The sequence below is a fragment of the Micromonospora desertarenae genome (assembly GCF_056150265.1).
Genome location: NZ_JAXCFQ010000004.1, coordinates 70931 through 96782, shown reverse-complemented (window position 1 = coordinate 96782; position 25852 = coordinate 70931). Strand labels below are relative to the sequence as shown.

Here is a 25852-nt window from a genome sequence, read left to right as displayed (position 1 = left end):
CTCAGCGCTGATCGGGCTCGGCGGGCTGCTCGTCGGCACCGGAGTCCGACCGGGTCGCCTCGGCGGCGGGCTCGGCCGGCTCGTCGGCGGCCTCGACCGGACCCGCCGTGGCCTCGGGCGCGTCGGCGGCGGTGTCGGCGGCCGGGGCGACCGGCTCCGCCGCGCCGGCCCGCGGGACCGGCCCGGCCGACGCGATCGGCTCGGACTCGACGCTCGCCGGGTCCACCGGCGCGACCTCGGCGGCCGGCTCGCTGACCGGCAGCGGCACCGCCTCGACGGCACCGGCCACGCCGGTCGCCGGCGCGGGCACCTCGGCCACCTCGGCGCCGGAGAAGAGGCGCGGCAGGGTGGCGGTGTGCGCGGCGCGCAGCTCGTCCAGGCCGATCCGGAACTGGCCGTGCACCTCCAGCGCACCGCCGGTCGGGTCGGTGACGCCGATCAGCTCGAACGGCACCCCGCGCTCGGCGCAGAGGGCGGTGAACGCCTTCTCGTGGCCGCGCGGCACCGAGACCAGCACCCGCCCGGCGGACTCGCTGAACAGGTAGACGAACGGCATCGAGCCGCCCGCGAACCGCTCCGGCACCGCGATCCGGGCGCCGACCCCGCGCCGCAGGCAGGACTCGACCAGGCTCTGCGCCAGACCGCCGTCGGAGAGGTCGTGCGCCGAGCTGAGGTGCCCGACCCGGGCGGCCTCCGCGAGCAGTTCGCCCAGCGCCCGCTCGTGGGCCAGGTCGACCTGCGGCGGTACGCCGCCGAGGTGCTCGTGGGTGACCCACGCCCACTCCGAGCCGGAGAGCTCCACGTGCGTCTCGCCGAGCAGGAAGAGCTGGTCGTGGTCGCCGTTCGGCCGGGGCACGAAGCCCATCGGCACCCGGTTGGCCACGTCGTCGAGCACGCCCAGCACGCCGACCACCGGGGTCGGGTGGATGGCCGCGGCACCGGTCTGGTTGTAGAAGCTGACGTTGCCGCCGGTGACCGGGATGCCCAGCTCGGCGCAGCCGTCGGCCAGGCCGCGGACGGCCTCGGCGAACTGCCACATCACGCCCGGGTCCTCCGGCGAGCCGAAGTTCAGGCAGTTGGTGACGGCGATCGGCTTCGCGCCGGTGACCACCACGTTCCGGTACGCCTCGGCGAGCGCCAGCTTGGTGCCGTGGTACGGGTCGAGCCGGGCGTACCGGCCGTTGCCGTCCACCGACAGCGCCACCCCGAGCCCGGTCCGCTCGTCGATCCGGATCACGCCGGAGTCCTCCGGCTGGGCCAGCACGGTGTTGCCCAGCACGTAGCGGTCGTACTGCTCGGTGACCCAGGTCTTGTCGGCCAGGTTCGGCGACGCGATCATGCGCAGCACGGTCTCGCGCAGCGCCTCCGGGTCGGCCGGGCGGGGCAGCGTCTCGGCCCGGTCGGCCTGGAGCAGGATCAGGTCGGCCGGCTCGCGCATCGGGCGGGCGTAGACCGGGCCGTCGTCGACCAGCGAGCCCGGCGGGACGTCGACCACCAGGTGGTCCCGCCAGGTGATCACCAGCCGGCCCGGCTGGCCGTCCGGCGCGGGCGGGGTGACCTCGCCGATGGCGGTCGCCCAGACGCCCCACTTCTCGGCGGTCTTGAGCACCGCGTCGAGCTTCTCCGGCTCGACGACCAGCAGCATCCGCTCCTGCGACTCGCTGGCCAGGATCTCGTGCGGCTCCATCGAGGGCTCGCGCAGCGGCACCCGCTCCAGCCAGACCCGCATGCCGGTGCCGGCCGCCGCGGCGGTCTCGGTGAGCGCGCAGGTCAGCCCGGCGCCGCCGAGGTCCTGGATGCCGACCACCAGCTCGGCGTCGTACAGCTCCAGGCACGCCTCGATCAGCAGCTTCTCCATGAACGGGTCGCCGACCTGGACGGACGGGCGCCGCTCCTCGCTGCCCTCGTCGAAGGTGGCGCTGGCCAGCACGGAGACGCCGCCGATGCCGTCCCGGCCGGTCTTGGCGCCCATCAGCACCACGACGTTGCCCGGCCCGGCGGCGGCCTTGTTCTGCAGCCGGTTGACCGGCAGCACGCCCAGGCAGAGCGCGTTGACCAGCGGGTTGCCCTGGTAGCACGGGTCGAAGACGACCTCGCCGCCGATGTTCGGCAGGCCCAGGCAGTTGCCGTAGCCGCCGACGCCGGCCACCACGCCGGGGAGCACCCGGGCGGTGTCCGGGTGGTCGGCGGCGCCGAAGCGCAGCGGGTCCATCACCGCGACCGGGCGGGCGCCCATGGCGAGGATGTCCCGGACGATGCCGCCGACGCCGGTGGCCGCGCCCTGGTAGGGCTCGACGAAGCTCGGGTGGTTGTGCGACTCGACCTTGAAGGTCACCGCCAGCTCGTCGGAGACCCGCACCACGCCGGCGTTCTCGCCGATGCCGGCGAGCAGCCGGTCGCTCGGCGGGGCCTTCTCTCCGAACTGGCGCAGGTGCACCTTGCTGGACTTGTAGGAGCAGTGCTCGCTCCACATGATCGAGTACATGGCCAGCTCGGCCTGGGTGGGCCGGCGGCCGAGGATGTGCCGGATCCGGTCGTACTCGTCGTCACGGAGCCCGAGCTCGGCGTACGGCTGGAGCTCGCCCGGGGTGCCACCGGCGCGCGGCACGGTGTCCACGTCCTCGGCCCAGCCGGCGGGCGCCGGCCCGGTGGCCGGCGCGGCCGGCGGCACGTCGGCGGCCGCGCGCGGCTGTGCCGGGGCGACCTCGGGGGTCTCCCGTACCGGGTCCGGATGGGTGGTCATGACCTCTCCTCGCTGCGCTCGTGGCCGCCCCGCGGGCGGGTGAGCCGACCGATGATCCCGCCGCGACCGGTCACCGCCCCGCTCGTCGTCCGCGACTGCGGGGCTCGCGGACCCGGCTCGCTCCTCGCGCTCACGCCGGCGCCCCCACCAGGTGCTTGAGGACCGAGGTGAAGAAGCCGAGACCGTCCAGGGAGGGGCCGGTCAGCTCCTCCACCGCGTGCTCGGGGTGCGGCATGATGCCGACGACGTTGCCGGCGGAGTTGGTGATCGCCGCGATGTCGCGCTGCGACCCGTTGGGGTTGCCGCCGATGTACCGGGCGACCACCCGGCCCTCGGCCTCGAGCTGGTCCAGCGTCGCGGGGTCGGCGACGTAGCAGCCCTCGCCGTTCTTGACCGGGATCAGCACCTCCTGGCCGGGCTGGAACGCGTTGGTCCAGGCGGTGCCGGCCGACTCGATCCGCAGGAACTGGTCGCGGTTGCGGAAGTGCAGGTGCTGGTTTCGGGTCAGCGCGCCGGGCAGCAGGTGGGCCTCGCAGAGGATCTGGAAGCCGTTGCAGATGCCGAGCACCGGCAGGCCGCCCCGGGCCGCGTCCACGATCGTCTCCATCACCGGGGCGAACCGGGCGATGGCGCCGCAGCGCAGGTAGTCACCGTAGGAGAAGCCGCCGGGCAGCACGACCGCGTCCACCCCGTGCAGCGCCGGGTCGCCGTGCCAGAGGCGGACCGGCTCGGCGCCGGCGATCCGGACGGCCCGGGCCGCGTCCCCGTCGTCGAGCGAGCCGGGGAACGTCACCACACCGACCCGCGCGGTCACGAGCGGGCGTCCGCGGTCTCGTCGGCCTCGACCAGGCGGACGGTGTAGTCCTCGATGACCGGGTTGGCGAGCAGCTTGTCGGCGATCTCCCGGGCCCGGTCCAGGTCCGGTTCACCGGTGAACTCGATCTCGATCCGCCTGCCGATCCGGACCGAGGCGACGTCGCTGACGCCGAGCCGGGGCAGCGCGTTTGCGACGGCCTGGCCCTGCGGATCGAGGATCTCGGGCTTGAGCATGACGTCGACGACGACGCGAGGCACTGGGCACTCCTGACTGTGTACGCAGTTGGGTGCCGACCCACAACGGGCGAGCGCAGCCAGCCTACCTGGCAGATCCGGCCCCGACCGCACCGGCCGGACGCGGGTCAGGCAGTCATCGACGTAATCGAGGGCGGCCCGGTGAGCCCCGATGCCGAGTCGTTGCGATCCCGATGCGTGTTCGTTGCCGCGCGCGGCGTTTCGCCCGGTTCGACCGGTCCGCCGCCGGGGCCCGGACCAGCCCCCGGAAGGACATCGGCGAATTTCGATGAAACTCTTGTGAACGACATCTCAGCGCTCTACGGTACATCGTCGGACGTCGATGATTGTCCCCGGCCGCCGGGCCACCCCCGCCCGCCGGCCGGCAGGCCGGACCCGGCGAACCCGGGTCCATCCCCGCAGAAGGAGCCCCCGCAATGCGCATCCGATCCCTGGTCGCGGTCCTCGCCACCACCGCGGCCACCCTGCTCGGTGCCAGTTCCGGCGCCGTCGCCGCCCCGGCCGGCCCGGACCCGATCATCGGCGGCGGCACCGTCTCGTCCGCCCCGTGGGCGGCCGCGGTGTTCAGCAACGGCTCGTTCACCTGCTCCGGCACGATCATCGCCCCGCAGTGGGTGCTCACCGCCCGGCACTGCCTCGGCGGCTCGATGTCGGTCCGGGTGGGCAGCGTCTACCGCTCCTCCGGCGGCGTCACCCGCACCGTGAGCGCCACCTACAGCCGCTACGACCTGGCCCTGATGCGGCTGTCCAGCTCGGTGAGCACCTCGTACGTCACGCTGGCCAGCAGCAACCCGCCGATCGGCTCGACCAACTCGATCTACGGCTGGGGCATGACCTGCTACAGCGGCTGCTCCGCGTCCAGCCAGCTGAAGACCGCCAGCGTCCAGGTGACCAGCAACAGCGCCACCGACGCGTACGGCGGCCAGGCGATCCGGAGCACCCGGATCAACGGCAACGCGTGGCGGGGCGACTCGGGCGGCCCGCAGTTCTACAACGGCCGCCAGGTCGGGGTCGCCTCGACCGCCGACGGCCAGAGCATCCAGAACTACGGCAGTGTCGCGTACAACCGGGCCTGGATCACCTCGGTGGCCGGTGTCTGACGGTTAGCGCCCCGGCGGCGCGGATGGTCGGCGACGTGCCGGCCGTCCGCGCCGCGCCGTTTTGCAGCATCCGATCAGGTGAACAACCCTCACGATGGGGTGCCGGGTCCCCTGACAGCATCGGAAACGTGCTGGTCGTGACGACGGAGCAACTACCCGGGTACGAGATCCGCCAGATTCTCGGCGAAGTGGTGTCATCGATGGCCAGAACGCGGAACCCGTACCGCGAGGGGGTCAAGAACCTGCGCGGTGGCGCGTACGACCCGATGGCGCCGGACAACCTCACCCGGTGGCGTACCGACTCGGTGGCCCGGCTCGGCGAGGAGGCCCGCCGGCTCGGCGCGAACGCCGTGGTGGGGATGCGGTTCGACAGCCGCGACTGCGGCGAGATGTGGATGGAGATCTGCGCGTACGGCACGGCGGTGATCGTGGTGCCCAAGGTGCCCGACGTCATGCCGCCCGACCAGCCGCTGGTCGCCGCGGAGACCGCGCACGAGGGCGAGATCGCCGCGGCCCCCGGCGGCATCGCCGAGCCCGCCAGCGCCCCCAACCTCCGCACCGCCGCCGAAACCCCCACCCGCAACACCTAACCCGCCCCACCGCCCCTCCCGCGCCGTCCCGTTGATCATGAGGTTGGCGGCGATTTCGGAGATCGACTTCGCCGCTAACCTCATGATCAACAGGGCGGCCCCCCGGGGGGTGGGGGCGGGGTGGGGTCAGAGGATGGGGGGTGGGGTGTAGGTGGTGGCGGTGGGGTGGGTGGCGGCGACGGCGGCTACGCGGCGGGCTACCGACTCGACCTGGGCGGGGGCGGCGCCGACGAAGGCGGTGCGGTCGGCGACCAGGGCGTCGATCTCGGCGCGGGACAGCCCGAGGCGGCCGTCGGCGGCGAGGCGGTCGAAGAGGTCGTTCTCGGCGGCGCCCTTCTCCCGCATGTTCAGCGCCACGGCGACGGCGTGCTCCTTGATCGCCTCGTGCGCCGCCTCGCGCCCGACGCCGCGCCGGACCGCGGCCACCAGGATCTTGGTGGTGGCCAGGAACGGCAGGAACCGCTCCAGCTCCCGGTTGATCACCGCCGGGTACGCCCCGAACTCGTCCAGCACGGTGAGGAAGGTCTGGAACAGCCCGTCGGCGGCGAAGAACGCGTCCGGCAGGGCCACCCGGCGGACCACCGAGCAGGAGACGTCCCCCTCGTTCCACTGGTCGCCGGCCAGCTCGCCGACCATCGACAGGTAGCCCCGGATGATCACCGCGAACCCGTTGACCCGCTCGCTGGAGCGGGTGTTCATCTTGTGCGGCATGGCGCTGGAGCCGACCTGGCCCGGCTTGAAGCCCTCGGTCGCCAGCTCCTGGCCGACCATCAGCCGGATCGTGGTGGCCAGCGACGACGGCGCGGCGGCGATCTGGGCCAGCGCGGAGAGCACCGCCAGGTCGATCGAGCGCGGGTAGACCTGGCCGACGCTGTCCAGCACCCGGGTGAAGCCGAGGTGCCCGGCCACCCGGCGCTCCAGCTCGGCCACCTTGTCGGCGTCGCCGTCGAAGAGGTCGAGCTGGTCGGCGGCGGTGCCCACCGGGCCCTTGATGCCGCGCAGCGGGTACCAGTCGATCAGGTCGTCCAGCCGCTCGTACGCGATCAGCAGCTCCTCGGCGGCCGACGCGAAGCGCTTGCCCAGCGTGGTCGCCTGCGCCGCGACGTTGTGCGAACGCCCGGTCATCACCAGGTCGGAGTGCTCGACGGCGAGCCGGGCCAGCCGGGCCAGGGTGGCCACCACCCGGTCCCGGATCAGCTCCAGCGAGCGGCGCACCTGGAGCTGCTCGACGTTCTCGGTGAGGTCCCGGGAGGTCATCCCCTTGTGCACGTGCTCGTGCCCGGCGAGCGCGCTGAACTCCTCGATCCGGGCCTTCACGTCGTGCCGGGTGACCCGCTCGCGCTCGGCGATCGAGGCCAGGTCGACCTGGTCGAGCACCCGCTCGTACGCCTCGACCACCCCGTCCGGCACCGGCACCCCGAGGTCACGCTGCGCCCGGAGCACGGCGAGCCAGAGCCGCCGCTCCATCCGCACCTTCTCCTCCGGCGACCAGAGGGCGACCAGTTCGGGCGAGGCGTACCGGTTGGCGAGCACGTTCGGGATCGTCACGTACCTCAGTCTTTCACGTCGGCGGACCCGGCCCGGCCGCGCGTCGACCCACCGGTGACGACGAGGCGGTCCAGGTAGCCCAGCTGCAGCGCCAGGAACGCGGCCAGCAGGAGCAGCAGCATCGGCAGCGGCAGCACCTGGGCGCCGAACCCCCGCATCGCCTCCGGATCGCCGAACGACTGCGCGAGCCGCATGAGGACGAGGTTCGCCGCCGGCGCGTGCTGGACGTCCCGGACGACCAGCTGCGGCCAGAGCCAGCTCTGCGCGCTGACCAGCCAGCTCAGCAGCCCGGCCCCGGCCAGCAACGGCAGGGCGGGGAGCAGCATCGTCGAGGCGAACCCGCCGCCGGCCGCCCAGCGTTCCCGCTGACCCTTGAAGAACAGGGTGAACACCACGAGCGCGGGGATCGACAGCCAGCCCGGCGGGATCAGCCCGACGAAGGTGTCGAGCTGGTCGGCCTCCTGAGCCCGGATGAAGTGCGCGAGGGCCAGCGGGCCGTCGCCGACGAAGAGCCAGGGCGCGAAGGGCAGCAGGAGCAGCTCGCTGGCCCGGCCCAGCGGGCGCAGGCCGCCGATCGCGAAGCCGGCCAGCGCGGCGAGGCCCACCCCGACCACCGCCGAGATCAGCGGCGGGAGCCAGGTGTTGACCTGGATCCGGCCGGTGGAGACGCCGGCGGGCAGCGGCGGCGCGTCGGCGGTGAGCGCCCCCAGCCACGGTGCCAACACGTACGCCAGCAGGCCGAGGAAGGCCACCAGCCCCACGGCCAGCGCACCGAGCGCGACCGGGTTCCGTCCGGCGGGCGCCGCGCCCCCCGGACGGTCCCGCCAACCGGTGAAGGTGATCCGGGTGCGGGTCACCAGGAGCAGGACGACGGCGAGGACGCCGAGCGCGGCCAACAGCGCCAACAGCAGCACGCTGCCCGCGGCGCCGACGCCGAAGTCGAGGCGGCTCAGGCTCTCCCGCACGATCCGCACCATCGGGCCGGTCCGCTCGTCGCGGCCGCTGCCGAGGACGGGCCACTGGAGGGACCAGGACTGCACGGCCACCGCGACGACTGTCAACCCGAGCACGCCGCCGACGGCGAGGGCCGCCGGAACGGAACGGCCGCCGCCGGCGCGGCGGCGCAGCACGGCCAGGAAGGCGGTGGCGCCGACCGCCACCACCAGCCCGGCCACCAGCAGCCCCGCGGTGCGTACGGCGGTCAGCGTGGGGGCCTGCGTCCAGGCGTCCCGGTCGGTGTCGAACCGGTCGAGGGTCCACGCCAGCCCGACGGCGAGCGGGGCGTAGGTGGCCAGCGGCAGGGCCAGCAGCCCTCGGGTCACCAGGCGCGGCACCCGGCCGGCCCGTTCCGCGGCGAGCGCGAGCAGCGGGGCGACGAGCAGCGCGAGCAGCAGCGGCACCAGCGCGAGCAGCAGCGCGTGGCCCAGATCGCCGAGGAAGCCGCGCTCGATCACCTGGGCGTAGTTGTCGCCGCCGGCCGGCTCGCTCCGGCCGCCCGGGAACCGCCCCCGCCGGAAGCTCTCCACCAGCGTGCTGACCGACGGGAGCACGTACGACCAGAGCAGGGCGACGGCCGCCGGTACGAGCAGTACCAGGGCGATGACGATCTGGGCGCCGCGGCCGATGCCGACGCCCCCGGTCGACGGGGGGCCGGCCGGGGCCGGGAAGGGTGGCGTGGGGTGGACCCGGGGATCGGGCGCGGACGTCGGGGTGGCTGACACAGGGCTGTCCTCCGGTCGACTGGGAAGCCGTCCCAGGCTAGGCCACCGGGGCGGACCGCGTGTCGAGGTATCGGTCCACACCCGAGCGACGGACGTCACAACCGGTAAATGACCTTGTGCGCACCGACGGCGTCCGTCTAGACAGGACGGACGATCCGGCGGAGCCACAGTCGGGTAGGACCACTGGTTCTCCGGCCCTGCCCGGCGGGTTGGCCCGCGAACCAGGACGACGAAGGGTGGGACGGGTGAACCGGAAGATCAAGGCTGGTGCGGCGGCGCTGACGACGGTGCTGGCGACGGGCGGGGCGCTGGTCGTCGGCGCCGCGCCGGCAAGCGCGGCCGTGGCCTGCAAGAGCAACAGCAAGGAGTTCCCGACCGACTGGTACAACGCGGACGTGACGGTCAAGCTGTGCGTCCGGTCGGAGAACGGCGGTCACTTCGCCGACGGCTACGTGAGCTGGAACGAGGCCGGCAGCAACAAGTTCGACAGGTTCACGGTCGAGGTCCGCCTCGAACGCAACGACGCCGACAAGGCGGTGGAAACCTGCTCGATGACGGCGTCCATCAACTCGCTGTACCAGGGTGACGACTTCTGCGGCCGGGGCAGCTTCGCCACCGGGTCCGGCGGCTGGACCGCCGACGGCAAGGTCATCTACAACATCAACAACGACGGCAAGGGCGACTTCGTCTGGTCCCTGACCGGTTCCCCGGCGATCAACTGACCGGTGCGGCTGCCCCGGCCGGTCGATCGCCGGGGCAGCCGTGCGCTCAGCGCTCCAGGATGGCGGTCACGCCCTGGCCGCCGGCCGCGCAGATCGAGATCAGGCCCCGGCCGCTGCCGGCCTCGGCGAGCAGCTTGGCCAGGGTGGCCACGATCCGGCCGCCGGTGGCCGCGAACGGGTGCCCGGCGGCCAGCGACGAGCCGTTGACGTTGAGCTTCTCCCGGTCGATCGCGCCGAGCGGGCCGTCCAGGCCGAGCCGGTCCTTGCAGAACTCCGGCGACTCCCAGGCGGCCAGGGTGGCCAGCACCTGCGAGGCGAACGCCTCGTGGATCTCGTAGTAGTCGAAGTCCTGGAGGGTGAGCCCGGCCCGGGCCAGCATCCGCGGCACCGCGTACGCGGGGGCCATCAGCAGCCCCTCGTCGCCGTGCACGAAGTCCACCGCCGCCGTCTCCGACCAGCTGAACCAGGCCAGCACCGGCAGGCTGTGCGCGCGGGCCCACTCCTCGGAGGCGAGCAGCACGGTGGACGCCCCGTCGGTCAGCGGGGAGGAGTTGCCGGCGGTCATGGTGGCCCGCTCGGCGTCCGGGCCCTTGGCGCCGAAGACCGGCTTCAGCGAGCCGAGCTTCTCCAGGCTGGTGTCGGGACGCAGGTTCTGGTCCCGGGTCAGCCCGAGGTAGGGCGTCATCAGGTCGTCGAAGAAACCCCGGTCGTAGGCGGCGGCGAGCCGCTGGTGCGAGCGGAGCGCCAGCTCGTCCTGGGACTGCCGGTCGATGTTCCAGCGCAGCGCGGTGCGGGCCGCGTGCTCACCCATGGACAGCCCGGTACGCGGCTCGGCGTTGCGCGGGATCTCCGGCTTGAACGGCTGCGACGGGCGCAGCTTCGCGGCGAGCCGCAGCCGCTCGCCCAGGGTGCGGGCGCTGTTCAGCTTGATCAGGGTGCGGCGCAGCTCCTCGTTGACCGCCAGCGGAGCGTCCGAGGTGGTGTCGACCCCGCCGGCGATGCCGACGTCGATCTGCCCGAGGGCGATCTTGTTGGCGACCAGGATGGCCGCCTCCAGCCCGGTGCCGCACGCCTGCTGGATGTCGTACGCGGGGGTGTGCGGGTCGAGCCGGGAACCGAGCACCACCTCGCGGGTCAGGTTGAAGTCCCGGGAGTGCTTGAGCACCGCGCCGGCGACCACCTCGCCGACCCGCTGGCCGGCCAGGCCGTAGCGGGCCACCAGGCCGTCGAGCGCCGCGCCGAGCATGTCCGCGTTGGACGCGCTCGCGTAGCGGGAGTTGGAGCGGGCGAAGGGGATGCGGTTGCCACCGATGACCGCTACCCGCCGGATGTTCTGCACGATCCGCCTCCTGGAAAGTCTTGCCCGAACCCTACTCGTCAGTAGGCTACGCCTATGACCGACAGGTACGCGAGCTTCGTCCAATCGGGGGCCGGCCGCGCGCTGGTCAAGCGCCTCGGGCTGCCCGACCCGCCGCGACTGCGCCGGCACACCCCCGGCGACCCCCTCCTGCCCGGGCCGGCCCTGCTCGGCGCGGCCACCGGCGGCCGCCTCGCCGAGCCGGTCGGCAAGATCCTCACCGCCGCCGGGGTCGAGGTGCGCGATCCCGCCGCCGACACCGACGCCGCCGCCCGCTTCGGCGCCCTGGTGTACGACGCCACCGGGATCACCGACTCGACCGGGCTGCGGCAGCTCTACGACTTCTTCCACCCGCGGGCCCGTTCGGTGCTGCCCAGCGGCCGGGTGATCGTGCTCGGCACCCCACCCGCCGAGTGCGGCACGCCCCGGGAGGCGACCGCCCAGCGGGCCCTGGAAGGGCTGACCCGCAGCATCGGCAAGGAGTTCGGCCGGGGCGTCACCGCCCAACTGGTGTACGTCACCACTGGCGACGACCCGGGCACCCTCACCAGCCTGGAGTCGACGCTCCGGTTCCTGCTCTCCGGCCGGTCCGCGTACGTCTCGGGGCAGGTCGTCCGGGTCGGCGCCGGGCGGGCGGAGCCGGCGGCGGACTGGGACCGCCCGCTGGACGGCCAGGTGGTGCTGGTCACCGGGGCGGCCCGGGGCATCGGCGCCGCGCTGGCCCGGGTGCTGGCCCGGGACGGCGCCCGGGTGGTGGCGCTGGACATCCCGGCCGCCGGGGACGAGCTGGCCGCGGTGGCGAACGAGATCGGCGGCAGCGCCGTGCAGCTCGACCTGACCGCCCCGGACGCCCCGGCCCGGCTCGCCGACCACCTGGCCGTCCGGCACGGCCGGGTCGACGTGGTGGTGCACAACGCCGGCATCACCCGGGACAAGACCCTCGGCCGGATGGACGCCGACCGCTGGGACTCGGTCATCGACGTCAACCTCTCCAGCCAGGAGCGGATCAACGACGTGCTGCTGGAGCGGGAGCTGATCCCGGCCGGCGGCCGGCTGGTCTCCGTCTCCTCCATCGCCGGCATCGCCGGCAACCGGGGCCAGACCAACTACGCCACCAGCAAGGCCGGCGTGATCGGGCTGGTCGACTCGCTCGCCCCGGCGCTGCGCGACCGGCAGATCAGCGTCAACGCGGTCGCCCCCGGGTTCATCGAGACCCGGCTGACCGCCCGGATCCCGCTGGTGATCCGGGAGGCGGGCCGGCGGATGAACAGCATGTCCCAGGGCGGCCTGCCGGTCGACGTGGCGGAGACCATCGGCTGGCTGGCCTGGCCGGCCTCCGGCGCGCTCAGCGGCAACGTGGTCCGGGTCTGCGGCCAGAGCCTGCTGGGGGCCTGAGATGGCGAGCACCGAGGACCGTCCCGCCGCCGCCCGGGCCCGGGCCGAGCTGCCCGTGCTGCCCGCGGCCGGCGCGCTCTACCGGCGCGCCCTGCTCGGCGCGCTGCCCGGCGTCGGCGGCCGGCGCGGCGCCACCGTGCCCGCCGTCGAGCTGGCCGTCACCGGCGTCGCCGTCGACCGGGCCCACCTGGCCGACTACGACCGGGTCTGCGGGTTCCGGCTGGCCGACCGGCTGCCACCGACGTACCCGCACGTGCTCGGCTTCCCGCTGGCGCTGCGGCTGATGACCGCGCCGGACTTCCCGATCGCGCTGACCGGCGTGGTGCACGTGGCCAACCGGATCACCGTGCACCGCCCGCTCACCGCCGACGAGACGCTCGACTTCACCACGTACGCGGAGAACCTGCGCCCGCACGACCGGGGCCGCCAGCTGGACGTGGTCCTGGTCGCCTCGGTGGACGGGGCGGAGGTGTGGCGGGGCGTCTCGACGTACCTCGCCAAGGAGCGCCGCGCCGGCGGCGGCGAGCGGCGCGACCGGGGCGAGCGGCCGGCGCCGCCGCCCGCCGTCGCGCGCTGGCGGGTCGAGCCCCGGGTGGGTACCGACTACGCGCGGGTCTCCGGCGACCACAACCCGATCCACACCTCCCGGCTGGGGGCCCGGCTGTTCGGCTTCCCCCGCCCGATCGCGCACGGGATGTGGAGCAAGGCCCGCTGTCTGGCCGCGCTGGAGAGCCGGCTGCCGGACGCCTTCACCGTCGACGTGGCGTTCAAGCTGCCCGTGCCGCTGCCCGGCACTGTCGCCTTCAGCGCCGCCCCGGCCCGGGAGTTCGCCCTGCACGACGCGCGTACCGGCCGCCCCCACCTGATCGGCACGATCCGCTGACTCCGCCCCCGGGCGGCCGGTACCCGGCCAGCATGGAGGCATGGAAGCCGTGCTCGACCTGCTCCGGGAGACGGTCGCCTCACCGTGGGTGTACCTGGTGCTCTTCGGGGTCACCGCGGTCGACGCGTTCTTCCCGGCGGTGCCGGGCGAGGCGGCGGTGATCACCGCCGCCGTCCTCTCCGCCGGCGGGCACCCCGACCTGGCGTGGGTGATCGTGGCGGCCTTCCTCGGCGCGCTCACCGGCGACCACGTCTCGTACGCCATCGGAAGGGGAGCACGGCCGCTGGCCCGGTTCCGCCGGGACGGCCGGCGGCGGCCCGGCTCGGAGTGGGCCCGGCGCGCGGTCGAGCAGCGCGGCGGCCTGATCCTGACCACCTCCCGGTACATCCCCGGCGGGCGGACCGCGGTGACCCTGACCATGGGCGCGGTGCGCTACTCCCGCCGGTCGTTCCTGCTCTTCGACGCGATCGGGGCGTTCACCTGGGCCGTCTACTGCGCGCTGCTCGGCTACTTCGGCGGGCTGGCCTTCGAACGCGACCCGGTCCGCGGCGTGCTGGTCGGGGTGGGCCTCTCGGTGGTCGTCACCCTGCTGCTGGAGGCGGTCCGGCGGCTGCGCCACCGCCGCCGCCCGGCCGCCCCGCCCTGACCACGGCGCCCGCGCCGGCGTCACTCCCGCCCACGCGCCGGCCGGCGGCGCTCCCGGCCCGGCCACCCTCCGCACCGCTGACCGTGCCTCGCCCGGCTTCCCGGCCCGCGCCCGGGTCGGCGGGTTCAGGACAGGTCGGCGTCGTGCACCAGGATCGCCAACTGCACCCGGTTGTCCGCGCCGAGCTTGGCCAGGGCGCGGCTGACGTGCGCCTTGACGGTGGCCTCGCTCATGCCCAGGCGGCGAGCGATACCGGCGTTGGCGTGCCCCCGGGCCACCTCCCGGACGATCTCCAGCTCCCGCGCGGTGAGCTCGCCGAGCCGCTGCCGGGCGGCCTCCCGCCGGTCCGGGCCCCGCTCGGCGAAGGACTCGATCAGCCGCCGGGTCACCGTCGGCGCCAGCATCGCGTTCCCGGCCGCCACGGTCCGCACCGCCGCGGCGAGGTCCCGGGGCGGGGTGTCCTTGAGCAGGAAACCGACCGCACCGGCGCGCAGCGCGCGGTGCACGTACTCGTCCCGGTCGAAGGTGGTCAGCATGATCACCTTCGCGCCGCCGGCGACGATCCGCGGCGCGGCGGCCAGCCCGTCGGTGCCGGGCATCCGCACGTCCAGCAGCACCACGTCGGGGCGGAGCCGGCGGGCCTCGGCCAGCGCCTCGGCGCCGTCGGCCGCCTCGCCGACCACGGTGATCTCCGGCGCCGCCTCCAGGATCAGCCGCAGCCCGGAGCGGACCAACTGCTCGTCGTCGGCGACCAGGACCCGGATCACCGCTCCTCCTCCACCGGGATCAGCGCCCGGACCAGGAAGCCGCCGTCGCGCGGGCCGGCCTCCAGCCGTCCGCCCAGCAGTTCCACCCGTTCCCGCAGGCCGACCAGGCCGAGCCCGGCACCGGGCAGGCCGGCGCCCGCGGTGGACGGGCCGTTGCGGACACTGACCTCGATCCCGCCGCTCTGGTGGTGCAGCCGGACGGTCACCGCCGCGTCGGCCGCGTGCTTGCGGACGTTGGTCAGCGCCTCCTGGACGACCCGGTACACCGTCCGCCCCACCGTCGCCGGCACCGCCGCCGGCCTCCCCTCGTCCCGGCGCTCCACCCGCAGCCCGGCGGCCCGGGACTCGCGGACCAGCTCGTCCACCCCGGCAAGCCCCGGCAGCGGGGCGGTGTCCGACCCACCGGGCACCGCAGGACCACCCGGAGCCGGCTCGGCCGGGGCGGGGCCGCTCCCACCGCCGGCCTGCCGGAGCACGCCGAGCACCTCGCGCAGGTCGGTGAGGGCCTGCCGGCCGGTGGACCGGATCAGCGCGGCGGCCTCGACGGTCGCCGGGTCGGCGGCGGTCACCTCCAGGGCGCCGGCCCGCACCACCATCAGCGACACCCGGTGCGCCACCACGTCGTGCATCTCCCGGGCGATCCGGGCCCGCTCCTCCGCCCGGGCCCGCTCCGCCCGGGCCTCCTGCTCCCGCTCCAGCCGCGCGGCCCGGTCCCGCAACGCGGCGAGGGTGTCCCGGCGCGCCCGGATCCAGAGCCCGACCACCAGCGGGAAGACCACCAGCCAGGCCGCCATCGCGACGGCGTTGCCCGGGGTGGCGGTGGTCAGCCGGCGCTCGCCACCCACCGCCTGGCCGACCAGCACACCCAGCGTGAGCACCACCGCGGCGCCGGCCAGGAAGCCGCCGAGCCGCCGCAGGCCGCGCAGCCGCAGGCCGGCCTGCCAGGAGGCGGCGACCCCGGCGGGCCAGGCGGCCAGCAGCAGCCAGGCGACGGCCGCCGCGGCGAAGAGCGGCCACCGCCGCCGGTGCACGATCCCGGCGGCCCAGCCGGCGGCGACGGCGACGGCGAGCACCAGCGCCCCGGGCAGCGGGGAACGGACGCCGAGCGCCCCGGTCGCCGAGTACCAGACCCCGCCGCCGACGAGCAGGGCGAGCCCGAGCGGCAGGTGCCGCTCGACGGTCCGCCGGAGCGCGGCGACGTTGGAGGTCACGCTCCGAGCGTAGGCGCTGCCCGGCCGCCCGCCCGAGCGCCGGCGGCGTACCCCGAGCCCGCCGGCCCGCCGCCCCTGAGGCCGCTCGGGGGCGGACGCTACTTAAGTAGTGCGCCCCGGCTGACCCACGGCCGATGGCGACGGCTCGGGCCGGCAGCAGCATCGGGTCCATGGATTCCGTGCTCGACCTGCTCCACCAGACCATGTCCTCGCCCTGGGTCTACCTGGCGCTCTTCACGATCGCGGTGGTGGACGGGTTCTTCCCGGTCGTGCCGAGCGAGACGGCGGTCATCACCGCCGGCGTCTTCGCCGCGACCGGTCAGCCGGACCTGCCGGCCGTGATCGCGGTCGCGGCGGCCGGCGCGCTGGTCGGCGACCACGTCTCGTACGCCGTCGGCCGGCACGGTGGCGGTCGGCTGCTCGCCCGCCTGCCCGGCGACGGCCGGCGCCGGGCCGCCTACGAGTGGGCGCGGCGCGGGATCGCCACCCGGGGCGGGCTGATCCTCACCGTCGCCCGGTACATCCCGGGCGGCCGGACCGCCGTCACCATGACCATGGGCGCGACCCGCTTCCCCCGGCGGCGGTTCCTCGTCTTCGACGCGCTCGCCGCCGGCTCGTGGGGCGTCTACTCGGCGCTGGTCGGTTACCTGGGCGGGCTCGCCTTCGAGCAGGACCCGATCCGCGGGCTGCTGCTCGGCCTCGGTCTCGCCCTGACCGTGACCCTGGTGGTGGAGGTGACCCGCTGGCTCGTGGGCCGCCGTCGGGCGGCCGCCGCCGCGCCGGCCCGGGAGCCGGCCGGGCTGCGGCGCTGACCCCGCTCCGCCCGGCCCCCGCCCTACCGCCCGGGCCGCCAGGTGGCGCCGGCCAGCAACTGCCCGGCGCCGAGCCAGGCGACGTTCATCATCCGCGTCGCGGTCTTCTCCGGGTCGGCCTCCGGGTGGTCGGCGAGCCAGTCGGCCAGCGACTCGCTCGCCCCCACCAGGGCGTACGCGACGACCTCCAGATCGGTCTCGCCCGCCTCGCGCCCCTCGGCGCGCAGCGCGTGGTCGAGCATCCCGGCGACGATGTCGACCAGGCGGGCGCGCATGCCCGCCAACTCGCCGGCGAACGGCTGCTCGCCCCGGGCCTGCCGGTAGAGCACCGCCCAGCCGTCCCGGTGCGCCCCGACGAAGCCGAAGAACGCCCGCAGCCCGCGCCAGAGCCGCTCGTCGGCCGGCAGGTCGGGGGCGGCCGCCCCGGCGATGGCCTGCATCATCCGGGTGCCCTCGCGGTGCAGGCAGGCGACGAAAAGCTCCTCCTTGGTGCCCAGGTAGGCGTAGACCATGGGCTTGGAGATGCCGGCGTCCTCGGCGATCTCGTCCATGCTGGCCGCGTGGTAGCCGCGTCGGGAGAAGACCTTGACCGCGGCGTCGAGCATCTGCTGCTCGCGGACGGCCCGGGGCAGGCGCTTGAAGGTGGGGGTGCCGGACACCTTGCGAGCATACCTACTCGCCCGTAAGGTTACGCACGAGTAGCCAATACCCGGAAGGTGCGCCTCATGACTGACTTCGACCCGGCCAACTTCGCCAACGTCGGCCCCAAGGAGTTCGCGCAGCTGGTCAAGTCCACCCCCGACGACAAGATCGCCGAGGTGATGTCCGGCGACCTGCGCGGCAAGATCCTCGGCGAGGTCTTCAACCGGATGCCGTCGCTGTTCCGCGCCGACCGGGCCGGTTCCACCAACGCGGTCATCCACTGGAACATCACCGGGCGGCCCGACGGCGGCACCGACACCTACGAGGTGGTCATCGCCGACGGCACCTGCACCGTCAACGAGACCCCGCAGCACGACCCGAAGCTGAGCCTGACCATGGGCCCGGTCGAGTTCCTGAAGATCGTCTCCGGTGGCGCCAACCCGGTGATGATGTTCATGACCGGCAAGCTCAAGGCCAAGGGCGACCTGGGCCTGGCCGCCAACATCGCCAACCTGTTCGACATCCCCAAGGCCTGACATGGTCGAGTTCTCGCTCGACCTGAACGAGGAACAGCGGGATCTGCGGGACTGGGTGCACGGCTTCGCCGCCGAGGTCGTGCGCCCGGCCGCGGCCGAGTGGGACGCCCGGGAGGAGACCCCGTGGCCGGTCATCCAGGAGGCGGCCAAGGTCGGCCTCTACGGCTTCGAGTTCCTCGCCACCTGCTGGGCCGACCCCACCGGCCTCTCCCTCCCGATCGCCAGCGAGGAACTCTTCTGGGGTGACGCCGGCATCGGGCTGAGCATCTTCGGCACCTCGCTCGCGGTCGCCGCGATCTACGGCGCCGGCACGCCCGACCAGCTGGTCGAGTGGGTGCCGCAGTGCTTCGGGTCGGTCGACGAGCCGGCCGTGGCGGCGTTCTGCACCAGCGAGCCGGAGGCCGGCTCCGACGTCGGCGCGATGCGTACCCGGGCGGTCTACGACGAGGCCACCGACGAGTGGGTGCTGCGCGGCCAGAAGGCGTACGCCACCAACGGCGGGATCGCCGGGGTGCACGTGGTCACCGCCTCGGTCGAGCCGGAACTCGGCTCGCGCGGGCAGGCCGCGTTCGTCGTACCGCCCGGCACGGCGGGGCTGTCCGCGACCCGCAAGCTGCGCAAGCTCGGGCTGCGCGCGTCGCACACCGCCGACGTCTTCCTCGACGACGTACGGGTGCCCGGGCGCTGCCTGCTCGGCGGGCGGGAGGCCCTGCTGGAACGGCTGGACCGGGCCCGCTCCGGCAAGCGGGCCTCGGCGCAGGCCGCGATGCGCACCTTCGAGCTGTCCCGGCCCACCGTCGGCGCCCAGGCGCTCGGCGTGGCCCGCGCCGCGTACGAGTACGCGCTGGACTACGCCAAGGACCGGGTCCAGTTCGGACGGCCGATCATCGAGAACCAGGCGGTCGCGTTCGCGCTGGCCGACATGAAGATGGAGATCGACGCGGCCCGGCTGCTGGTCTGGCGCGCCTCCTGGATGGGGCGCAACAACCGGCCGTTCACCGCGGGCGAGGGCTCGATGTCCAAGCTCAAGGCCGGCGAGGTGGCCGTCGCGGTGACCGAGAAGGCGGTGCAGCTGCTCGGCGGCGCCGGCTTCCTGCGCGACCATCCGGTGGAGCGCTGGTACCGGGACGCGAAGATCTACACCATCTTCGAGGGCACCTCGGAGATCCAGCGGCTGGTCATCTCCCGGGCGATCTCCGGGATGCAGATCCGCTGACGGGCGCGGGCGGCACGGCGCCGTGCCCGCTCGCCCGGGCCGGGGCCGGCCCCGCCACGCCCGCTCGCGGAGCCGGCGCCGACCGGCGTCCAGCAGGTGGCCCGGATCACCGCCGGGTGGGCCCGACCCGGCGTCCGGTGCATGATCGAGAAGACAGCTCACGGAGGGCCCCCTGGTCGGGGGCCCTCCGCGCACCGCCGAAGGAGGCTCGTGGCATGGATCTGCCCTTCATCGTCGCCACGCTGACCCGCCGCGGACTGCTCACCCCCGGCCGCCCGATCCGGGTCGCCTCCCAGCTCGGTGCGCTGCGCAAGTGGGGCTGGAGCCTGGCCGGTGAGCTGCGCCAGGCGGCCGCCCGCGACCCGGACCGCACCGCGATCGTCGACGAGCAGGGCGCCGAGCTGACCTACCAGGAGCTGCTGGACCGGGCCGAACGGCTGGCCCGCGCGCTGCGCGCGGGCTTCGGCGTGCAGACCGGCGACCGGATCGGGGTGCTCTGCCGCAACCACCACGGCCTGATCGAGACCATCGTCGCGGCGACCCTGCTCGGCGTCGACGCGGTGCTGGTGAACACCGGGCTCTCCGCCGCCCAGTTGGCCACCGTGGCCGAGGAGCAGGCGCTGCGGGTACTGGTGCACGACACCGAGTTCGCCGAGCGGGTTCTCGGCCTCCCCGCGGAGCTGCACCGGGTCGACGAGCGCGCCCGCGAGGAACTGATCGCCGGCGCCCTCCCCGGCGACGACCTGCGCCCGCCGGAGCGCGACGGGCGGATCATCGTGCTCACCTCCGGCACCACCGGCACGCCGAAGGGAGCCCGACGGCCCACGCCGAACGGCTTCGGCCCGCTGGTGTCCATCATCGACCGCATCCCGCTGCACACCCGGGACCGGGTGATGATCGCCGCCCCGATCTTCCACACCTGGGGGTTCGCCGCCCTCCAGGTCTGCTTCGCGCTCCGCGCCACCATCGTGCTGCACCGGCGCTTCGACCCGGCCGCCACGCTGGCCGCGCTCGTCACGCACCGGTGCGACGCGCTCTTCGCCGTACCGGTGATGGTGCAGCGGCTGCTGGAGGTGCCGGCGCCGGACCCGCGGCCGCCGCTGAAGGTGGTGGCGATCAGCGGCTCCGCGCTGCCCGGCAACCTCGCCCACCGGTTCATGGACGTCTACGGCGACGTGCTCTACAACCTCTACGGCTCCACCGAGGTCTCCTGGGCCGCCATCGCCGGCCCGGCCGAGCTGCGCGCGGCGCCCACCACCGCCGGCCGGCCGCCGCACGGCACCAAACTGCGGATCCTCGACGACGCGGGCCAGCCGGTGCCGGTGGGCCGGGTCGGCCGGATCTTCGTCGGCAACGAGATGCTCTTCGAGGGCTACACCTCCGGGGCGGAGCGGGAGAGCCGGGACGGCCTGCTGGACACCGGCGACCTGGGCCGGATCAACGCCGACGGGCTGCTCTTCGTCGACGGCCGGGCGGACGACATGATCGTCTCCGGCGGGGAGAACGTCTTCCCGTCCGAGGTGGAGGATCTGCTCGCCCGGCTGCCACAGGTCCGCGAGGCCGCCGTCATCGGGGTGCCGGATCCGGAGTACGGCCAGCGACTGGCCGCGTTCCTCGCCCTGCACCCCGGCGAGACCCTCGACCCCGAGGCGGTCCGCGAGTACGTCCGGCACTACCTGGCCCGGTTCTCCGTGCCGCGGGACGTCGTCTTCGTCAAGTACCTGCCACGCAACGCCACCGGCAAGGTGCTCACCCGGGAGCTGCGCCGCTACTACGGCTGAACGGCGCCGGTGTGCCAGTCGCCACAGAGCAGGTACGCGGTGCGGCGGGCGGCTCCAGCCGCGCCCCGACGTACTCGCGGTAGCCCTCAATGTCGGCCGGCAATCCCGCCACCTCCTCGCCTCACCGGTCAAACGGAGGCGGCAGCGGTGGGGGTTGCCCGGGTCAGCCGGGAATCGTGACCCGGCCGGCGACCGCGGCGGCGGCGATGTCCTTGCGGTAGTGGGAGCCGGCCAGCCCCACGCCGCCCACCAGGGCGTACGCGGCGTCCCGCGCGGCGGCGAGGTCGGCGCCGGTGGCGGTGGCGCAGAGCACCCGGCCACCCGCCGAACAGAGCGTGCCGTCCGGGGCCCGGCGGGTGCCGGCGTGGATGAAGCCCGCGCCCTCGGCGCCGCTGATCGCGTCACCGGTGCGGGGCGCGGCCGGGTAGCCCTCGGCGGCGACCACGACCGTCACGGCGGCGCCGTCCCGCCAGCGCAGCGGCGGGTGGTCGGCGAGCGTACCGGTGGCGGCGGCGTGCAGCAGCCCGCCGAGCGGCGTCTCCAGCAGCGCCAGCACCACCTGCGTCTCCGGGTCACCGAAGCGCGCGTTGAACTCGATCACCCGCGGGCCGTCGGCGGTGATCGCCAGCCCGACGTAGAGCAGGCCGGCGAACGGGGTGCCGCGGCGGCGCAGCTCGGCCAGGGTGGGGTGCACGACGTCGCGCATCACCTCGTCCACCAGACCGGGGGGCGCCCAGGGCAGCGGGGCGTACGCCCCCATGCCGCCGGTGTTCGGGCCGGTGTCGCCGTCGCCGACCCGCTTGAAGTCCTGGGCCGGCAGCAGCGGCAGCGCGGCCTCGCCGTCGGTCGCCACGAAGAGCGACACCTCGGGCCCGGCCAGGTACTCCTCGACCACGACCTGCCCGCACTCGGCGGCATGCCGGAGCGCGGCGGCCCGGTCGTCGGTGACCACCACGCCCTTGCCGGCGGCGAGCCCGTCGTTCTTCACCACGTACGGCGCGCCGAACTCGTCCAGCGCGACGCCGGCGGTCGCCTGGTCACCGCAGGTGTACGCGCGCGCGGTGGGCACGCCGGCGGCGGTCATCACGTCCTTGGCGAACGCCTTGGAACCCTCCAGCCGGGCGGCCGCGGCGGACGGGCCGAACACCGCGATCCCCTTCGCCCGCACCGCGTCGGCGACGCCGGCGACCAGCGGCGCCTCGGGACCGATCACCACCAGGTCGGCGCCGGTCTCCGTCGCCAGCGCGGCGACCGCCACCGGATCGTTCGGGTCGACCTGCCGCAGCTCGGCCAGCTGCCCGATGCCCGGATTGCCCGGCGCCGCGAACAACTTGTCCACCGCCGGATCGGCCGCCAGCCCGAGCGCGAGCGCATGCTCCCGCCCCCCACCACCCACAAGAAGTACCCGCACGACCCCGCATCCTACCCACGGCCCCCGCCCACCCCGCCCAGCCCGTGTTGATCATGAGGTTAACGGCGGCGACGGTGATCGACTTCGCCGCTAACCTCATGATCGACGGCGTTGGGCGGCGGCGATGGCTTGGCGGATGGTCTGGGGGATGTAGTGGGGGTCTAGGGTGTCGGGCCAGGTGAAGCGGAGGATGGTCCAGCCGGCGTTGACCAGGCGGTTCTGGCGGCGGCGGTCGGCGTAGGCCGCCTCGGGGGTGCCGTGCGGGCCCCGGCCGTCGGCCTCGGCGATCACCTTCGGTCCGCGCCAGCCCAGGTCACCGATGCCGAGCAGGTAGCCGTCGTCGTCGCGCACCTCCAACTGGAGGGCGTCCGGCGGCACCTTGCCGTCGACGCAGCGCAGCCGGGTGCGGGTCTCCAGCGGAGACTGCGCCCGGCCGTCGGCCTCCGCCAGGTAGCCACGCGCCGCCACCGCGCCCCGCCGGCCCCGGATCAACCGGGGTGTCGCCAGCAGGTCGTCGCCGTCGATGAGCCCTCGGTTCAGCGCGGAGTCCAGTACGCAGACCGCCGGGTACCGGCCGACGCGGAGGATCACTTCCGTGACCGTCGTGAGAGGGTCCGTGGCCGCCAGACCACCGAGGCTGACGATGGAGGCCGCTGGATGCTCCAGCTGGTGCACCACGAGGCCGGGTTCCTGGGCCCGTGCCAGCTTCGCCGCGACGCCCGGCAGCGCCACATGGATCTCATCACTGCGGGGAAGGCCGGCGATGCCGTGTAGTTCGGCTGCCGTCCCCAGCACCGCATGGGCCTTCGGGCCCAGGGACAGCAGCGCCGCCCGAATCAGACATCGTCGAGAGGGCTCCTCAGCCGTCGCGCGGCTCGCCAGGTAGACGGCCCTGGCAAGCCGACGCCAGCGGCCGAACGTGACGAGATTGTCGATCTCGTGCCGAGTGAACCCGATCCTTGTCGCCTGCGCCCGGGTCACCAGCCCGTCCTGCCCGCCGGCGATCCGCAGCAGCGCCATCCCCCGATCCATGACCCCCGACCATGGACCACCCCACCCCACCCCCACGACCCCTGTGGATAACCCCCCACCCCCCTGTGGACAACCGCCCCACACTCTCCATGTTGATCATGAGGTTAGCGGTGGGAACGGCGATCAACTTCGCCGCTAACCTCATGATCAACGGGGTCTAGCCGGGGGGTGGGGGGGTTGGGGGGGTGGGGGGGTTGGGGGGGTGGGGGGTGGGGGGGGTTAGGGGAGGAGGGGGTGGCGGAGGACGTTTTCTTCGCGGCCGGGGCCTACGCCGACGACGCTCACCCGGGTGTTGCAGAGTTCCTCGATGCGGGCGATGTAGCGGCGGGCGTTCTCCGGGAGCTCGTCCTCGGAGCGGGCCTTGGTGATGTCCTCCCACCAGCCGTCGAGCTCTTCGTAGACCGGCACCGCGTGGTGGAAGTCGGTCTGCGTCATCGGCATGTCGTCGACCCGCTTGCCGTTGATCTCGTACCCGACGCAGATCGGCACCTTGGGCAGGCCGGTGAGCACGTCCAGCTTGGTGATGACCAGGTCGGTGACGCCGTTCAGCCGGCAGGCGTAGCGGGCCACCACGGCGTCGAACCAGCCGCAGCGGCGCTCCCGGCCGGTGGTGGTGCCGTACTCGTGGCCGATCTTGCGCAGGTGCTGGCCGCTGTCGTCGAAGAGCTCGGTCGGGAACGGCCCGGAGCCGACCCGGGTGGTGTACGCCTTGCTCACCGCGATCACCCGGTTGATCGCGGTCGGCGGGATGCCCGCGCCCACGCACGCGCCGCCCGCCGTCGGGTTCGACGAGGTGACGAAGGGGTACGTGCCGTGGTCCATGTCGAGCATGGTGGCCTGGGCACCCTCCAGCAGCACCGTCTCGCCGCGGTCCAGCGCGTCCCAGAGCATCCCCCGGGTCTCCGCGATGTACGGCGTGAGCCGCTCGGCGTAGCGCAGGTACTCCTCGACCGTGGCGTCGACGTCGATCGCCTTGCGGTTGTAGACCTTGAACAGGATCTGGTTCTTCTCGCGGAGCGCGAGTTCCAGCTTCTTGCGCAGGATCCCCGGGTCGAGCAGGTCCTGCACCCGGATGCCCATCCGGGCGACCTTGTCGCCGTACGCGGGGCCGATGCCGCGACCGGTGGTGCCGATCCGGGCCGAGCCGAGGTAGCGCTCGACCACCCGGTCCAGCGCCCGGTGGTGCGGCATGATCAGGTGCGCGTCGCCGGAGATCCGCAGCCGGGAGACGTCCACGCCCCGCTCGGCGAGCCCGTCGATCTCGGTGAGCAGCACCTTCGGGTCGACCACCACGCCGTTGCCGATGACGATCTTCGCGTTCGGCGACAGCGCCCCGGAGGGCATCAGGTGCAGCGCGTACTTCTGCCCGTCCGGCGTGATGACCGTGTGCCCGGCGTTGTTGCCGCCGGAGTAGCGCACCACGTAGTCGACCCGCTCGCCGAGCAGGTCGGTAACCTTGCCCTTGCCCTCGTCGCCCCACTGAGCGCCGATGAGCACGATCGCTGGCATCTTCTCCGCCTCCAGAAGGCTCGGGTGCCAGGTGGCGACCGGTTGGCGAGCCCGGGGTGTCAGGTTAACAAGTAGTGACGGCGCGACCGGCACGGGTCGCGGCGAGAGGCGGGAGGCCGGTAGCGGTGTACGACGTGGTGCTGCTCACCCTCGGCTCGGAGCGGGACACTCCCGGGGGCTGCGGCAGCGGCGGTGCCTGCTGCGGCGGCGCGACCGGGGATTCGCCGGCTCCGGGCGCGACCGCGGCCGACGCCCCGGAGCAGGCCGGTGGCGAGCGCTGCGAGACGCCCCGGGTGCCGGTGCTGGCCTGCGCGGACGCGCTCACCGCGCGCGGCGCCCGGGTCGAGACGGTGACCGCCCGCTCCGACAAGGAGATCGACGAGGTGCTGGCCCGGCTCGACGGCCCGCCCCGCCCCGACGGCCTCACCTGGCCGGACCCGGACTCCAAGACCCGGCTGGTGGTCGCCACGGCCAGTGACGCACAGTTGCGCGCCGTCCTGCGCCGGCTGGTCCGGCGGTACGCCCCACCGCCCAGCCGCCGCCCGGACGACCTGGCCGGCAACCGTACGGTGCCGGACCTGCCGCCGGTGGGCGTACTCCCGCTCGATCCGGCCCGGAGCACGGCGCACCGCGACCTGGCGGCGCAGCTCGGCCTGCCCCGCGACCCGGCGGCGGTGGCCGCCGCGGTGCTGGACGGCACGGCCCGGCGGCTCGACCTGCTGCGCAACGACGGCGGCTCGGTGACCCTGGACGGCGCGCTGCTCGGCGCGGCCGACGACCAGGGCCGGCCGCTGCACTGGCGGGGCCGGGTCGAGGTGGACGACACAGTGCTCAGCAACGGCGACGAACCGCTGCTGGCCTGCGCGATCGGCAACGCCGGCGGGTACGCGCGACTGGACGACGTGGCGTTGCTCGGCGCGCCGGACCCGACCGACGGCAAGGTCGAGGTGGCGGTGGCCGTGCCGGTCGTCACCCGCTCCGCGTTGGGCAGGAAGCGGGTACGGCTGGAGGTACGCCGGGCCCGTGGCCGGGCCGCGTCCGTGCTCCCCCGGGACGAGAAGCTGCCCTACCTCGACGACGGGGTGGCGGGCGAGCTGAGCCGGAAGCGGTCCTGGTGGACCGAGCCGGGCGCCTGGGCGGTCTGGGTGGCCTGACCCCG

23 protein-coding genes are annotated in these 25852 nt (G+C 74.3%); 11 read left to right on the top strand and 12 right to left on the bottom strand.

The genetic code is table 11. From position 1 onward, the window contains the following. Position 1: 1 nt before the first annotated feature. The 3 genes from purL to purS all read right to left on the bottom strand — a co-directional run bounded on the left by purL (position 2) and on the right by purS (position 3817). On the bottom strand, positions 2-2743 hold the full coding sequence (purL, locus tag SM577_RS09175; protein WP_474586684.1) for a phosphoribosylformylglycinamidine synthase subunit PurL: 2742 nt from the start codon (positions 2741-2743) through the stop codon (positions 2-4). A gap of 130 nt (positions 2744-2873) precedes the next feature. After that, the gene (gene purQ / locus SM577_RS09170) at positions 2874-3557 is read right to left on the bottom strand and encodes a phosphoribosylformylglycinamidine synthase subunit PurQ (RefSeq protein WP_474580087.1); all 684 of its coding nucleotides are present in this window, start codon (positions 3555-3557) and stop codon (positions 2874-2876) included. Then, a complete protein-coding gene (gene purS / locus SM577_RS09165; protein ID WP_302920876.1) occupies positions 3554-3817 on the bottom strand; it encodes a phosphoribosylformylglycinamidine synthase subunit PurS in 264 nt (87 codons plus the stop codon). The genes purQ and purS overlap by 4 nt, the downstream gene beginning before the upstream one ends. Before the next feature lie 413 nt (positions 3818-4230). Here purS and SM577_RS09160 point away from each other — a divergent pair, with 413 nt between their 5' ends. Together SM577_RS09160 and SM577_RS09155 are read left to right on the top strand one after the other, a co-directional pair. After that, complete coding sequence (locus SM577_RS09160; protein ID WP_302920875.1) at positions 4231-4914, top strand: S1 family peptidase; 684 nt, start codon at positions 4231-4233, stop codon at positions 4912-4914. Between the two features lie 23 nt (positions 4915-4937). Beyond that, a complete protein-coding gene (locus tag SM577_RS09155; protein WP_474580088.1) occupies positions 4938-5504 on the top strand; it encodes a YbjQ family protein in 567 nt (188 codons plus the stop codon). A 126-nt stretch (positions 5505-5630) separates the two neighbouring features. Here SM577_RS09155 and purB read toward each other — a convergent pair whose 3' ends face one another. Continuing rightward, positions 5631-7052: an adenylosuccinate lyase gene (gene purB, locus SM577_RS09150; RefSeq protein ID WP_302920873.1), complete on the bottom strand. Its 1422-nt coding sequence runs from the start codon at positions 7050-7052 to the stop codon at positions 5631-5633. A 5-nt stretch (positions 7053-7057) separates the two neighbouring features. Next, positions 7058-8773: a sugar ABC transporter permease gene (locus tag SM577_RS09145; protein WP_474586683.1), complete on the bottom strand. Its 1716-nt coding sequence runs from the start codon at positions 8771-8773 to the stop codon at positions 7058-7060. A 245-nt stretch (positions 8774-9018) separates the two neighbouring features. Here SM577_RS09145 and SM577_RS09140 point away from each other — a divergent pair, with 245 nt between their 5' ends. Then, the gene (locus tag SM577_RS09140) at positions 9019-9495 is read left to right on the top strand and encodes a hypothetical protein (protein WP_302920871.1); all 477 of its coding nucleotides are present in this window, start codon (positions 9019-9021) and stop codon (positions 9493-9495) included. 46 nt (positions 9496-9541) lie between these two features. On the opposite strand, the gene SM577_RS09135 is transcribed toward SM577_RS09140, so the two are convergent. Further along, positions 9542-10834 carry an acetyl-CoA C-acetyltransferase gene (locus SM577_RS09135; protein ID WP_474586682.1) on the bottom strand — a complete coding sequence of 431 codons (1293 nt, stop codon included), beginning with the start codon at positions 10832-10834 and terminating at the stop codon, positions 9542-9544. 54 nt (positions 10835-10888) lie between these two features. Here SM577_RS09135 and SM577_RS09130 point away from each other — a divergent pair, with 54 nt between their 5' ends. The 3 genes from SM577_RS09130 to SM577_RS09120 are packed head-to-tail and all read left to right on the top strand — an operon-like array spanning position 10889 to position 13776. Continuing rightward, positions 10889-12247, top strand: a complete 1359-nt coding sequence (locus tag SM577_RS09130; RefSeq protein WP_474586681.1) for a 3-oxoacyl-ACP reductase — start codon at positions 10889-10891, stop codon at positions 12245-12247. Between the two features lies 1 nt (position 12248). After that, positions 12249-13130, top strand: a complete 882-nt coding sequence (locus SM577_RS09125) for a MaoC/PaaZ C-terminal domain-containing protein (RefSeq protein WP_302920868.1) — start codon at positions 12249-12251, stop codon at positions 13128-13130. A gap of 40 nt (positions 13131-13170) precedes the next feature. Next, positions 13171-13776, top strand: coding sequence for a DedA family protein (locus tag SM577_RS09120; RefSeq protein ID WP_474586680.1), 606 nt, complete (start codon positions 13171-13173; stop codon positions 13774-13776). Positions 13777-13901: 125 nt separating this feature from the next. Here the strand turns inward: SM577_RS09120 and SM577_RS09115 are convergent, their stop codons facing one another. Together SM577_RS09115 and SM577_RS09110 are read right to left on the bottom strand one after the other, a co-directional pair. Continuing rightward, positions 13902-14543 carry a response regulator gene (locus SM577_RS09115; RefSeq protein ID WP_302920866.1) on the bottom strand — a complete coding sequence of 214 codons (642 nt, stop codon included), beginning with the start codon at positions 14541-14543 and terminating at the stop codon, positions 13902-13904. After that, positions 14540-15754, bottom strand: coding sequence for a sensor histidine kinase (locus SM577_RS09110; RefSeq protein ID WP_474586679.1), 1215 nt, complete (start codon positions 15752-15754; stop codon positions 14540-14542). Before SM577_RS09110 ends, SM577_RS09115 begins: the two co-directional genes overlap by 4 nt. Positions 15755-15924: 170 nt before the next feature. Here SM577_RS09110 and SM577_RS09105 point away from each other — a divergent pair, with 170 nt between their 5' ends. Beyond that, positions 15925-16566, top strand: coding sequence for a DedA family protein (locus SM577_RS09105; RefSeq protein WP_474586678.1), 642 nt, complete (start codon positions 15925-15927; stop codon positions 16564-16566). Positions 16567-16589: 23 nt separating this feature from the next. Here the strand turns inward: SM577_RS09105 and SM577_RS09100 are convergent, their stop codons facing one another. Beyond that, positions 16590-17225: a TetR/AcrR family transcriptional regulator gene (locus SM577_RS09100; RefSeq protein WP_474586677.1), complete on the bottom strand. Its 636-nt coding sequence runs from the start codon at positions 17223-17225 to the stop codon at positions 16590-16592. A 66-nt stretch (positions 17226-17291) separates the two neighbouring features. Between SM577_RS09100 and SM577_RS09095 the strand changes: the two genes are divergently transcribed. From SM577_RS09095 to SM577_RS09085, 3 genes are all read left to right on the top strand, one after another. Next, on the top strand, positions 17292-17744 hold the full coding sequence (locus SM577_RS09095) for an SCP2 sterol-binding domain-containing protein (RefSeq protein ID WP_302920862.1): 453 nt from the start codon (positions 17292-17294) through the stop codon (positions 17742-17744). A gap of 1 nt (position 17745) precedes the next feature. Next, positions 17746-18960, top strand: a complete 1215-nt coding sequence (locus tag SM577_RS09090; protein ID WP_302920861.1) for an acyl-CoA dehydrogenase family protein — start codon at positions 17746-17748, stop codon at positions 18958-18960. A gap of 215 nt (positions 18961-19175) precedes the next feature. Further along, positions 19176-20741, top strand: coding sequence for an AMP-binding protein (locus tag SM577_RS09085; RefSeq protein ID WP_302920860.1), 1566 nt, complete (start codon positions 19176-19178; stop codon positions 20739-20741). A 163-nt stretch (positions 20742-20904) separates the two neighbouring features. On the opposite strand, the gene purD is transcribed toward SM577_RS09085, so the two are convergent. From purD to SM577_RS09070, 3 genes are all read right to left on the bottom strand, one after another. Further along, positions 20905-22152, bottom strand: coding sequence for a phosphoribosylamine--glycine ligase (purD, locus tag SM577_RS09080; RefSeq protein ID WP_474586676.1), 1248 nt, complete (start codon positions 22150-22152; stop codon positions 20905-20907). Between the two features lie 96 nt (positions 22153-22248). Then, the gene (locus tag SM577_RS09075) at positions 22249-23172 is read right to left on the bottom strand and encodes a hypothetical protein (RefSeq protein ID WP_474586675.1); all 924 of its coding nucleotides are present in this window, start codon (positions 23170-23172) and stop codon (positions 22249-22251) included. A gap of 231 nt (positions 23173-23403) precedes the next feature. Further along, complete coding sequence (locus tag SM577_RS09070) at positions 23404-24693, bottom strand: adenylosuccinate synthase (RefSeq protein ID WP_474586674.1); 1290 nt, start codon at positions 24691-24693, stop codon at positions 23404-23406. Positions 24694-24818: 125 nt separating this feature from the next. Here SM577_RS09070 and SM577_RS09065 point away from each other — a divergent pair, with 125 nt between their 5' ends. Then, positions 24819-25847, top strand: a complete 1029-nt coding sequence (locus SM577_RS09065; protein ID WP_474586673.1) for a diacylglycerol kinase family protein — start codon at positions 24819-24821, stop codon at positions 25845-25847. The last annotated feature ends 5 nt before the right edge of the window (positions 25848-25852 follow it).

Bases quoted from the DNA above. Each gene is read 5' to 3' on its own strand.
- purL (WP_474586684.1), bottom strand. From the start codon at position 2,743: ATGACCACCCATCCGGACCCGGTACGGGAGACCCCCGAGGTCGCCCCG.
- SM577_RS09160 (WP_302920875.1), top strand. From the start codon at position 4,231: ATGCGCATCCGATCCCTGGTCGCGGTCCTCGCCACCACCGCGGCCACC.
- SM577_RS09155 (WP_474580088.1), top strand. From the start codon at position 4,938: ATGGTCGGCGACGTGCCGGCCGTCCGCGCCGCGCCGTTTTGCAGCATC.
- SM577_RS09130 (WP_474586681.1), top strand. From the start codon at position 10,889: ATGACCGACAGGTACGCGAGCTTCGTCCAATCGGGGGCCGGCCGCGCG.
- SM577_RS09125 (WP_302920868.1), top strand. From the start codon at position 12,249: ATGGCGAGCACCGAGGACCGTCCCGCCGCCGCCCGGGCCCGGGCCGAG.
- SM577_RS09120 (WP_474586680.1), top strand. From the start codon at position 13,171: ATGGAAGCCGTGCTCGACCTGCTCCGGGAGACGGTCGCCTCACCGTGG.
- SM577_RS09105 (WP_474586678.1), top strand. From the start codon at position 15,925: ATGGATTCCGTGCTCGACCTGCTCCACCAGACCATGTCCTCGCCCTGG.
- SM577_RS09095 (WP_302920862.1), top strand. From the start codon at position 17,292: ATGACTGACTTCGACCCGGCCAACTTCGCCAACGTCGGCCCCAAGGAG.
- SM577_RS09090 (WP_302920861.1), top strand. From the start codon at position 17,746: ATGGTCGAGTTCTCGCTCGACCTGAACGAGGAACAGCGGGATCTGCGG.
- SM577_RS09085 (WP_302920860.1), top strand. From the start codon at position 19,176: ATGGATCTGCCCTTCATCGTCGCCACGCTGACCCGCCGCGGACTGCTC.
- SM577_RS09075 (WP_474586675.1), bottom strand. From the start codon at position 23,172: ATGGCGCTGCTGCGGATCGCCGGCGGGCAGGACGGGCTGGTGACCCGG.
- SM577_RS09070 (WP_474586674.1), bottom strand. From the start codon at position 24,693: ATGCCAGCGATCGTGCTCATCGGCGCTCAGTGGGGCGACGAGGGCAAG.